The following is an 11,314-nucleotide window of genomic DNA, read 5'->3' as shown; positions in this document are numbered from 1 at the left end:
AGTAGGCGCTTGGAGCAAAGCTGACAGATTGCATTTCATTGTGCAGGGGTCTCATAGTAACTCTGTGTCAGGAGGCCGGGGATAATCTCCCGGCCGGCTCACTTGCAACATCACCATAGATGTGCTATTATATGGATGAGAGCTTCCCTGCAGCGTACGTGGGTTCTAAGGTGATTTGAGCCAACACCCGAACATTGGGAGCGGAACTCTCGCATACGTGTGAATGCCAGGCTTCGGCCAGGAATCCTGATATGCGAGGTCAGAGGGGTTCCCACCTGCGAAAGCAGGTTCAATGATCAAGGATCTACGGCTCTTGCGGGGAAGTTTTCTATTATACCTCTTCTTCCGGTCACAGAAGAGGAGACTCAAAGGAGCAGATCATGACCGCATCTCCCTTTGAAGTGGCAGTATGCACTGCCGCAGCACTGGTATTTTTCATAGTCATGTGCCTTATTCTCGCCTCGGTAAAGAAATTAAAGATAGTCGCCTTCATGCTGATCCTCCTTGCTCTCGTCGTTGAGTATTTTACCGTGATCTTCCTCTTCAACACGGAGCAGTGCGTGAACAACGAGAGGGTGCTGAGAATAGCGCTGGTGAAATATCACGAGGAAAAGGATGCCTTCCCTCCTCGCCTCGAAAGCCTCGTCCCGCGCTATATCAAAGCAATCCCCACATGCTCCGTCTCCGGAAAGAACGGTTACTCACCATCGTACAAGGTGCTTGAGAAGGGCAAGGAATGCACCTTCTGCTGCCCCGGGGACACCCATGCCTACCGGATAAGCCTGGGTAAAACCAAGAGCATCGTGCTCTATGAGAAAAAAGATTTCCCCTCCTTCGACTCCAGGAGAGATTACAAGGATCGCGTGAAATAGGTCACTGATGCACTTCCCCGCCAGCGATATCACCGTCTCTCCCTGGGGGCCTTTCCTCTACTCCTTCGCCATCTCCTTTTTCTCCTCTCTGGGAGGCCTGTCAGGCGCCCTCCTGCTGGTCCCCTACCAGCTTTCAGTGCTGGGCATCACGGGCTCTTCAGTGAGCGCCACCAACACAGTGCTCTCCCTCATTATTGCCTGGCTCTCCTTTTCCTACCTTCTTGCCATCTTCCGCGAGAGGAAAGTGAGAGCAAAATGTCTAAAACGTGATTATGATTCATCATGAGCAGTTCCTCACCCTTTCCATGGGGAGGGTCCGTTACAAAGAGTCGGGCACAGGTTTTCCCGTGATACTCCTCCACGGCAACGGGGGAGACCTTGAAAGCTGGGCCTCGACCATCGGCCCCATGGCGAGAAAATTCCGCGTCATTGCCCCTGACCTGCCCGGGTACGGCCGCTCCGAGAAGCCGTCATCTTTTTCAATAGAGATGCTGGTCGCCTCTGTGGCGGAGATCGCCAGGCACTTCTCCCTCACCAGGGTCCACCTGGTTGGCAACTCCCTCGGCGGCGTCGTAGCCATTGAGTGCGCCACCAGATTTCCTGAACTTGTGGAGAGGATAGTGCTTGTGGGGACTCCCTCGGTAGATAAAAATGAGCTGGAAAAGACTCTCAGCACGCTCACCACCTGGATCAAGGCCGATGGAACACCCCGTGTTTCCGTGGAAGATGCCCGCCTTGTCTTTCCGGGAGCTGATACGAAAATAACAGCCCTTATGAATGAAAGCCTCGCCCAGGCCGGCATTACATTCAGCACGGCCAATGAGGCACTCAGGAGCTATGACATGAAGGGCGCCCTTGCATCATTCAGCAAGCCCGCTCTCATTATCTGGGGCGACCAGGACCGTATCACCTCGATCAACCACGCCTGGATCCTCTCGCGGCTTATGGGCGGAGCCCCCGTATGGCTCATAAAGGGCGGCGGCCATTCTCCGCAGGTTGATAAACCTGGAGAATTCAACAGGATGCTTGGGGAATTTCTCTCGGGCCCGGGCAGGCCTGATGAGAAAACAAGAAAAATAAGGGGCAATGCAGGTAAATAACCCCGGCAGAGTAAATATAGCATATGAGCGGCATGCTTGGTGGCTTCGCTGAGGAGGTTCGGCATGGAACAGGCAATGATTGATGAAGGCCTTAAGAAGCTTTACGAGACCCATCCGGAATTGGACATGGAGCTTGCAGGCTACTTTGAAAAGGATTCATCAACTCTTGTCATTGAATGTTATGCCAATGACTCCCGGAAGATGCTGGATTCCCACCTGGATCTCTTCCATGACGTGCTTTACTACATCCCCGTCAAGACAAATGGAAACAGATATCGCTTTCTTCTCTTCACTTTTCAAGACAGGAATGATACCCAGGAAGATCCTGAGCACACCGTCGCCATTGAGACCTCACTTGAGCTTCTGCCGGACACGGGGGGTGTCACCGAGGCAGGATGGAATGCTTACACAGGCCAGCTTCTCTATACCATCGACGGCACTCCATGCCAGATGCCTTCACCTTCCGGCTTTCTTGATGAATAATACCGCATTGGGACAGAGCTGAATGGTGTACTATGGAGATTAAGTTTACCCGGATCGCGCTGCTGAACGGCAGCTACGAGAGTGCCAATGTCACCCTTGACTACGGGGAATTTTCATTCCGCTGGATAGACATCACCCATGCCTTTGCCGTGAAGGTGAAGACCTTCAGCAGGGAAGAGCCCCCCCTGCTTATTCTGAAGGTAAGGGGGATGGAGGGCTTCTACCATATTGACGGCACAAAGATCAATCCCCGCCTCTTCACCTTCACGGCAAAGGAGAGCCATGACAGCACTTCCAGGAAGAACTATGTCACTCCAAGGACTGTTGATATTTTCGAAAAGAGCTTCAAATGGATCGCCGAGGAGATCTGCTCGAGACTGGAGAGAGCTTATATTGACAGGCCTCTTGTCGAGTGCATACAAAGCAGCATAATCTTTCTCCCCGTCTTTTCCACGATCCAGGACGCGGGGGCTTACTGCGCCCAGATTGTCGAGGCAATGCCCGAAGGGAGCGCCAAAAAAGCGCCCTCAATCGAGGCGATCACCGAGGATCTCAGAAAGGTGCAAAAGCCCTCCACAGAGGAGGAGAAGTGGAAAGAGGGCGCCATAATAGAGGGAAAATACACCGTCCAGCAGATCATGAAAGGCGGGATGGGAATCGTCTATGTGGTCTTTGATCCCGAGGAGGTGGCCTTTTTCGCCCTCAAGACCTACCAGCAGCGTTACCTCTGGAATGAGCGGGTCATCAATCAGTTCATCAAGGAGGCGGCGATCTGGATCAACCTGGAACGCCATCCCCATATCGTGCAGGCAAAGCTGGTAAGGATCGTACAGGGGAAGCCCTGCATATTCCTTGAGTATGTGCAGGGCTCCAACCTTGAGGATGAGCTGAAAAAGGGCCCTCTCATCCTCAAGCAGGCCCTGAGCTTCGCCATGCAGTTCTGTGACGGAATGCATTACGCATTCCGTAAGCTGGGCCTTATCCACAGGGACATCAAGCCTTCAAACTGCCTCATAACCAGGGATGGGATTCTCAAGATCTCAGATTTCGGCCTGGGAAAAATATTTGATGACAATCCCGTAGAAGGCGAGCCGCTTGTCATCTCCCTCAAGGATGGTGGCAAGAAGGTAACAAGCTCTTCTACCTCGATGGCAGGGACTCTGCCTTTCATGGCGCCGGAGCTTTTCACTGATCTCAAGTCCTCGAGCGTAAAGACCGATATCTATGCCTTTGGCATAGTGCTCTACATGATGCTGACAGGCTTCAATCCCTTCTTCAACGAGGATCCCTCGGAGGTGGTGCAGAACCACCTCTTCAAGGAGCCTGAATCACCGGATTATTACAATACCGAGATCCCCCATTCCCTCGGCGAGATCCTGCTCACCTGCGTGAAAAAGAACCCCGAGGAGCGCTTTGACAGCTTTTTCACCATCAAGGAAAGGCTTGAAAAAGTGTATGAAGAGACTTTTGGCACCCCTTACGCGCTCGAGGAGACCGAGGACATTTTCTCCGAGGATGACTGGATCAATAAGGGTATTTCCCTCGCCTCACTTGGAAGGCACCGTGAGGCGGTGATCACCTTTGATCAGGCTATCATCATCAATGAGGAGTCAATAAAGGCCCTCATCATGAAAGGCCGCTCCCTCCTGGAGCTCAAGAAGTTTGAGGAAGCTCTCCAGTGCTTCAACGACGCCATGCAGAAAGATCCCGAAAACTGGGAGTCCTGGTATTACAAGGGCGAGGCCCTTCTTGCCCTTGAAGCCGTCGAGGAGGCATTTAACTGCTTTGACTTCGCCCTAGAGCTGAACCCTACAAGGGCAGAGGTTTTCACCAGCAAGGGAAAGGTCCTGGCCCGCATGGGCCACAGGAAAAGAGCCCTCGAGTGCTTCAACAGGGCCCTCGCGCTTTTCCCCGAGAATGAAGAGCTCCTTACGGAGAAAGGCAATGTCCTGCTGGAGTACCAGATGGTTCAGGAAGCCGATGAGTGCTTCTCCAAAGCCATCGAAATCAATCCCCGCTTTGTCAATGCGTGGATCGCAAGGGGAGAAGCCCTGTACCGTCTTGGATTTTACCAGGAGTCGATAAACCATTACCAGAAAGCCCTCACCCTCTCTCCCCAGGATCCTGAAACCAATGTGAAGATAGGGAACAACTACCGTGAGCTCAAGAATTATGACAAGGCCCGCGCCAGCTATTACAAGGCTCTCCAGCTCGACAGGAAATTCAGCGGCGGTTATCTCGGCAATGCGAGGCTCCTTGCCGAGATGACCCTCCGCGAGCGTGCACTTCAATGCCTGAAGCAGGCACTGAGCGAAGGCCTCAGCGATATCCCCATAATGCTGGAAATGGCAAGGATCCACCTGAGTATGGGGTATTTTAAAAAAGCGCTCTCGGTATGCTCCCAGATCCTTTCGCAGGATATTTCCAACAGGGATGCGGGCCTCATATCGGACTCAGCTTCCTACTGGAACGGGGAAAAGGAAAAAATCATCCAGGCAATCACAAGATACCGCCCCATTGAGGAAAAAAAGCTTTACGGCGATCCTCACACCCTGCTCGCTACTTTCTGCGATATCGATGACGCCATCACCCACCTCAAGGACAAGATAGCCATCAAGGCTGATGCAGATCTGTGGTATCTTCTCGCCCGCATCCAAAAAATGGCGGAAGCTTATGACGACACCTGCTTTTCCTGCGAGCAGGCCCTTCTCCTCAGGGATGACTTCCAGGAGGCCCGCAACTTCCTGGACGTGACGCAGAAAGAGAACGAGGCTGCAAAAAAAGCCCGCGAGGACAAAAAGGGGTTCCTGGGAGGGCTCTTCAAGAAAGAGGCGAAACCGCCGTCAACGGCCGGCGACTGGTTTGTGCGGGGCCTCAGAAAAATGAGGAGGGGCGATGAAAACCAGGCACTTGAGTCCTTTCAGCAGGCCCTCAAGTTTGACCCCTCCATGGCCTGCTGCTGGTTATGCATGGGAAAGCTGCTGAAAACCATGGGAAAGAATGAGAAAGCCGAGCAGTGCTTCAGCACCTTTGCCACCATGTCTCCCTATTCACCGGGCTACTATAAGTACAGGATTCTCAGCGCGCCTCAGGATATTGATCCGGGGACTCTTGAAGACTACTATCACCGGTGGATAGGCCTCCTTCCCCAGAACCCCTATTCATGGCTTGCATATTTCAGCTACCTTATAGAGAACCAGAAGGAGGAGGAGCTTTACCTGCTTACCATCGAACTCCTGGAGAATTTCATCAACAGGTGGACCCTCTCAAAAAAGAGCGCCCTTTACTGGAACCTCAGGGGGATCCTGGCCGTGTATCTGAAAAGGCACGAGAGGGCATCTAAATTTTTTGCAAGGAGCCTTCACTACAGCGCTTCAAACCCTTTTGCGGTGCTGGGGACGGCAAAATGTGACGAGCTCTCGGGAAAGACGCAGGAAGCCCTGCGCATTTACAAGAAGCTCTCGGAGATGGACAACGCCGCCGTAATCGGCCTTTACCTCTCGGCGAACCTTCAGATAGAGGCAAAAAATGAAAAGGAATCCACGAGGCTTATCGAGGAAGCCATCAAGCTCAAGCCGGCATCGTCCCTGCTCACCATCAAGAAGGCCCAGATTTTCGTGGAGTTCGGAAATTTCGGGAAATTCATCGGCTTTTATTCAAGCCTCTACCACCTCACTCACTACTCCGTGCTGCTCCACCAGCTGAGGGCACGATCGCTCGCAAGCTCTGGAAAGCTCCATGAGGCCCTTACCGTGATGAAGGACGGCCTTGCCTCTAAGGCCGACAACATCCACCTGCAGAAAGGCGCCGGCGCCCTTCACCTCACGGCACACCTTCCCGAAAAGGCCCTTGAATATTTTGAGAACATACTCTCCCTTGATCCCCTCAACGGTCCAGGCCTGATAGGGAAAGGAATATCCTGCTACATGATGCACCGTTACAACGAGGCCCTCTCCCAGTTCGAGAAGTTTCTTGTCCATTACCCCCTTGATCCCCAGATATGGCTCCTCCTCGGCGCCACATGCTTCCAGGTGAACGATTACGAAACCTCGGAGAGCTACTTCAGAAAAGCCCTCGATATCCAGAACCGCTTCACCAAGGGCTGGTCCAACCTGGGAATATTCTGCCTCAAGCGGGGGAAATTTGCCGAGGCCCTCCACTATGCAGAGAGGGCCCTGAGGATCGACACTGAAAACGGTTATGCCTGGATGTGCCGCGGCGCCGCGTACCGGAAGCGGGGAAACCTTGACGAGGCATACCGGAGCATCGTGAAGGCCCTTTATTACGTGCCCTTCGATTTCTATGGGTGGACCCAGCGGGGCCTCATAGAGTTTGAGCAGAAAAAGATCGCCGAGAGCTTCGAGAGCCTGTCCAAGGCCGGCGAGACCGGTGAGAAGAAGGGGTGGGCCTGGTATAACCTGGGAGTGCTGTCCCTTCACCTCAAAAAGGTCATGGGCACAGAAAGATATTTCAACAAGGCCCTCTCGCTTCAACCTGACCTGACCGACGCCATTATAGGAAGGGCGGTGCTCTTCAAGCTGCAGGGCGACAGGAACGCGTCGGAAAAAGCCCTTCAGGCACTCGAGGGAAAGAGCGGCGATATTTACCAGAAATGGAAGGACTGCCTCGAGGAGGAGACCGTTTCCCTTGCAGGACTCCCGCTTATGGACGAAAGCGAGATTCCATTTGATCTGCCCCTGAATTTCGGGCTTGAATTCACTGAGCCCCTCCATGTGCTCCACTACCAGAGGCTTGACGATAATTTTTAGCGGGTTATCTGATCTGGATCGTGAAGGTCTTCTGCTTTGCAGGAGGCTTATTCTTCTCCCAGGGCCTCACGTATTTAAGGGAAATTGACACCAGGCCTTTCCGCTGCGCCCTGAAGGTCCATGCCTCTGAGCCTCCTGCCCCCGGTTTGGGATCCCGGGGCTCAAGATACTCTGATTTCACGAAGGTAACCAGCTTTTCATCCAGCGGGCCGTCAAGCTCCCACTTGTAACCTGTCGTCTCGTTGGAAGGAACCGTGATGGTGAACTCTTTCCCGGCCTCGGCCTGGAGCGGCTTTTCGGAAGCCTCCACAAAGACCACGAAGGTGGCGGTGGAATCTTCCCCTGGTGTGTCCTGCCGGGCACGAACGTATTTTAAATGAATGGAGGTCTCTCCCCTGCCCACGGCGCGGAAAGTCCATATTTCCCGCCCTCCGGCTCCCTTCTCAGGGTGCGAGCTGACGAGCTTCACTATCTTCTCATTGAGAGGGCTCCACAGGAACCAGCGGAACCCCGCGGCTTCCTTCGATTCCAGTGTAATGCTGAACTCTTTTCCCTCTTCCACTGCAAGAGGCTTCCCCATGGGCTTTCCCCCCTCTCCTTCTGCTGCGGCAGGAAGGGCCTGCATCAGGACAAGAATGACTGCAGCCAGGAATGCCAGATAAAAGGCCCTGACCATAAAACCTCCTAGGTGATATAATGCTTCTCTTTGAAAACTTTCCATTCAAGGAGGTTTTCCACGTCGTTCACCCCTGCGGAATAGACATTCTCGGCATAATGGACCGTTACGAATCCCCTGCCCTTGTAAGTCTTTTCAAAGTACTGCTCGGCCTCGTCAAGGTCTTTTTCCCACCCTTCCTGACCTTCCTTCACCATCACGGGGTACCATGCAGTACCGTCTTTCATGCCGAGCCTTATTACATAAACCCATCCCTTTTGTGGTTTCACGCCAGGTTCACTCATATTCTCCCCTTTTATCTATAATAACACTATTCCCACTGAAGTTCATAGAGAGCTCGGGAGTTTCTGGAACCCCGATGGACTTGCCGCTCAATGGTTTCTGGCCAGGCGCTCTCTGCGTCAGGTGGAGCAGATCTGCCTGTGCTCCTCTGCAGCGACGGCCCTCTGCATCCCGCTCAGGGAGTCCAGCACGGATCTGGGAAGATCGGGATGGAGGTTCTTGTAGCCCGTGTTATGCCAGAGATCGGCCGCCAGGCTCGCTTTCAATGTCGTGAGCTGCACCTCGCAGGGTACGCCGTCCACGGTCACCGTGTAGGTGAGAACCCGGTAAGGGCTGTATTTCTTCTTGGGATTTGAATAGAAGCTGTCTTTCTCATGGATGTTCTCCTTGCCGAAACGCTCTTCAAGGCGCACCATGACCTGCTCGAGTTGCTGGGGGGTCCTCACGGTGATCCTCCCGCCCACGGCATCGGGCATATCGGCGAGGCAGTAATCCGGCCGCGGGGCCTTCCCGTCATTTCCCTCCCTCATGCGGTGGATCTTGTCCACTATGCCGTCCGCTCTCTTGGCCCTCGCGTTTATGTCGGGATAGCCTTGCTCCCTGGGCATTCCCTCAACGACAGCGTTGAGCTCCCTGACAAGGGCCGGCATGATATCCTTCCTCAGTCTGCCGGCATGCTCATCGAGAGCGCTGAACTGCTCAGGTGAAGGCTTGTCGCCCGTGGAGTAAAGGAGGCTGTCCCTGGCAAGAAGCTTCTCTTTGAGGAGCTCCGATTTCTTCTGGCCGCTTGCGGTGTCAATATTAAACTCGGCATCATTCGAGCGCATGAGGGGCCTTGAAGGATCAAAGTGCCTGTCCACTTCGGTCCTGAGCTCCTCGCTTGAGAGAGGCTTCTTGGATGCCATGTCCTTAAGCTCGGCGATGACCGCTTCTCTTCTCTCCGGATCCCGGAGTGATGCCACGATATTCATCGGGTGTGATGAATCGCCAAGATACTTCTCAATCGTGAGAGCAAGACCTGGCTGTGCGGCCAGTTCCTGGCTCAGCCTTGCAACGAGGGGCGCATCCTTGCTGCTCACATCGGAGAACTCGTCAAAAAGCGCTATCGAGGTGGGGTTGGCTGCACTTCCCGCTACCACCGCATTCTGCGTTGCAGGCAGGGAGAGCGATGAAAGGACTTCGTACGGAGAAGGGACAGGGGCACGGGGAGCCTCGGCCTTTACCTCCTTCGCGGCAGGTTTTTCCCGCTTCTCAGTCTTTTCCGCCTTTGCCGACGGAAGCTTGATATCGACGGAATCGCCGGGCGCCTGCGAAGTCTCCTCGTGGAGCGGCTCTATTGCAGGCAGTGTTTTCTGGGGTGAGATGCCCTGAAGAGGCGGGGCCCCCTGCAAAGGAGTAAAACCACTTATTATCGGCTTGCTGTCCATATAAGCATATCCTCCCTGGAACACCTTGGTCTGGAGATTCCCTCTCTATGATATATCATTGCGCCGGGGAAGTATATGTGCCCTGTGTTAAAAAAATGTTAATTTTCAGCAGACTTTTCATGGTCTGGCGCCGTATAGAGCGCTGTATAGCCTTCATTGTGCCAGGCCATCATGCCGCCTTCCAGCTTCCTCACCTTGTGGAACCCCGCTAGGGCAAGCATCTGCGCCGCCGTGTGGGCTCTTCCTCCCGAATGGCATATCGTCAGAATCTCCCTCTCTTTCGCATGGTCAAGCTCGCCGAGGCGCCTGGCCAGCGATCCTATGGGGATATGCACTATGCCGGTGAGGTGTCCCGTTCCGCCTGTAAGCTCCCGGGCTTCACGGACATCTAGAAGAAAGGGGGTCTCCCCTCTCTCAAGCTTCTCCTTGAGATCAGCGGCAGACAGGGTGAGCACTTCCTGCTCGTTGACATTTTTCTCCAGCGTGCCTTTCACCTCGCACGAGGGGAGATCGGCAGGAATCCATACCTTGCCGGGATCACGGGCGCATGTGGCGTTGGCGGCGAGAACCTCCTTCATCCAGTCGGCCGGGCCAAGCTTCAGGTCCTCGACAAAACTGATAAACTCCTCCCTTGTTCTTCTTTTGAAATGGGGATTGCGCTCCTTCTGCTCGTTGAGGGTCGAGGGCTTCCTGTTCCTGTATTCGTGGGCAGGATATACCACCAGGTGGCCCGGGAGAGCCCTGATTTTCTCCAGGCTGTCCCAGTGCCCCCCGGCGTCACCGCCGGGAAGGTCATCCCTTCCTGCGCCGCCGTCATCAAGGAAGAGCGTGTCGCCGGTAAAAATCCTGTCAGGAAAGACCAGGCAGATGGAATCCCTGGTATGACCCGGTGTATGGATCACCCTGGCGGTGAGGGCCCCCACCTTGAATTCAGAGCCGTCATGAAGGCGCATGGTTGCACAGGGTGCGGGCGACCTGCTGTGCATGAGGTACAGACAGCCTGTCCTGTCGGCAAGGACTGCGGCGCCGGAGATATGATCGGCATGGGTATGGGTGTCAATAACATGACTGAGGGCGAGCCCTTCTTTCTCAAGGAAGGCAAGGTATGAGTCAACACCATCCAGAACCGGGTCGATGAGTATAGCCTTCCTTGAGCCCTCTTCACCGACAAGGTAGGTCTGGCAGTAATGGCTGTTCAACTGGAGTGTTTTCATTGCGGTACACCTCTCACAAATTCTGGCTCCCGGACTCCCTGTCAATAGCTTCCCGCACCGTTGCAGTAAAAGCATTTCCCGTTTCCGTCGCAACCGTTGCAGACACCGTCATTGATGCTCTTGCCTGACCCCGCGGGGTAGCAGGACTGGCACTTGCCGGAACCGCCGCAGCGCGAGCATTTCGTGTCACCTCGGAGCTTCTCCTTTGCCAGGGATTTCTGCACATTGACGGTCCCTTTCTCCTTGTTATAGTCAAGGGTGACAGTCCATGTGCTCTTCCCCTCCTCGAGGGGAAAGTTGAGGGGAAGGAAAAGGGAGCCCCCTGACTCAACGGGAACAATGGCGGAAGCCGCGCTGTTGATAAAGACCGCGGGGGATTTTCCCTTCGCGGCAGCACCATTGAGAGAGAAGATCAGAGCCCCTGCAAGGACTGCGAGAAGAATCAGAATCAGGCCATACCTGTGGAACAATTTCACCATGACAATCACCTC

The 11,314-nt window shown here is 54.2% G+C and carries 10 protein-coding genes and 1 other RNA gene; 6 read left to right on the top strand and 5 right to left on the bottom strand.

What is annotated here, in order from left to right; all coding sequences use genetic code 11:
- The first annotated feature begins 141 nt into the window (after positions 1 to 141).
- The 6 genes from ssrS to RDV48_17240 all read left to right on the top strand — a co-directional run bounded on the left by ssrS (position 142) and on the right by RDV48_17240 (position 7,224).
- Positions 142 to 326, top strand: a non-coding RNA gene (ssrS, locus tag RDV48_17265) — 6S RNA.
- Positions 327 to 380: 54 nt separating this feature from the next.
- The gene (locus RDV48_17260; GenBank protein ID MDQ7824555.1) at positions 381 to 872 is read left to right on the top strand and encodes a hypothetical protein; all 492 of its coding nucleotides are present in this window, start codon (positions 381 to 383) and stop codon (positions 870 to 872) included.
- Positions 873 to 879: 7 nt separating this feature from the next.
- Complete coding sequence (locus RDV48_17255) at positions 880 to 1,158, top strand: hypothetical protein (protein ID MDQ7824554.1); 279 nt, start codon at positions 880 to 882, stop codon at positions 1,156 to 1,158.
- Positions 1,145 to 1,972 carry an alpha/beta fold hydrolase gene (locus tag RDV48_17250; protein MDQ7824553.1) on the top strand — a complete coding sequence of 276 codons (828 nt, stop codon included), beginning with the start codon at positions 1,145 to 1,147 and terminating at the stop codon, positions 1,970 to 1,972. Before RDV48_17255 ends, RDV48_17250 begins: the two co-directional genes overlap by 14 nt.
- 63 nt (positions 1,973 to 2,035) lie before the next feature.
- Positions 2,036 to 2,455 carry a hypothetical protein gene (locus RDV48_17245; GenBank protein ID MDQ7824552.1) on the top strand — a complete coding sequence of 140 codons (420 nt, stop codon included), beginning with the start codon at positions 2,036 to 2,038 and terminating at the stop codon, positions 2,453 to 2,455.
- Between the two features lie 32 nt (positions 2,456 to 2,487).
- Complete coding sequence (locus RDV48_17240; protein MDQ7824551.1) at positions 2,488 to 7,224, top strand: tetratricopeptide repeat protein; 4,737 nt, start codon at positions 2,488 to 2,490, stop codon at positions 7,222 to 7,224.
- 4 nt (positions 7,225 to 7,228) lie between these two features.
- Here the strand turns inward: RDV48_17240 and RDV48_17235 are convergent, their stop codons facing one another.
- From RDV48_17235 to RDV48_17215, 5 genes are all read right to left on the bottom strand, one after another.
- Positions 7,229 to 7,900, bottom strand: coding sequence for a protease inhibitor I42 family protein (locus RDV48_17235; protein MDQ7824550.1), 672 nt, complete (start codon positions 7,898 to 7,900; stop codon positions 7,229 to 7,231).
- Between the two features lie 8 nt (positions 7,901 to 7,908).
- Positions 7,909 to 8,184, bottom strand: coding sequence for a hypothetical protein (locus tag RDV48_17230; protein ID MDQ7824549.1), 276 nt, complete (start codon positions 8,182 to 8,184; stop codon positions 7,909 to 7,911).
- 117 nt (positions 8,185 to 8,301) lie between these two features.
- Positions 8,302 to 9,609: a hypothetical protein gene (locus tag RDV48_17225; GenBank protein ID MDQ7824548.1), complete on the bottom strand. Its 1,308-nt coding sequence runs from the start codon at positions 9,607 to 9,609 to the stop codon at positions 8,302 to 8,304.
- 98 nt (positions 9,610 to 9,707) lie between these two features.
- Positions 9,708 to 10,823: an MBL fold metallo-hydrolase gene (locus RDV48_17220; GenBank protein MDQ7824547.1), complete on the bottom strand. Its 1,116-nt coding sequence runs from the start codon at positions 10,821 to 10,823 to the stop codon at positions 9,708 to 9,710.
- 41 nt (positions 10,824 to 10,864) lie between these two features.
- The gene (locus RDV48_17215) at positions 10,865 to 11,302 is read right to left on the bottom strand and encodes a hypothetical protein (GenBank protein ID MDQ7824546.1); all 438 of its coding nucleotides are present in this window, start codon (positions 11,300 to 11,302) and stop codon (positions 10,865 to 10,867) included.
- Positions 11,303 to 11,314 lie beyond the last annotated feature (12 nt).

It is taken from the genome of Candidatus Eremiobacterota bacterium, from assembly GCA_031082125.1.
Classification (GTDB): Bacteria; Vulcanimicrobiota; CADAWZ01; order CADAWZ01; family Ess09-12; genus Ess09-12.
Note: the sequence above shows the minus strand (reverse complement) of the source record. Positions and strands in the feature narration are given on the sequence as shown.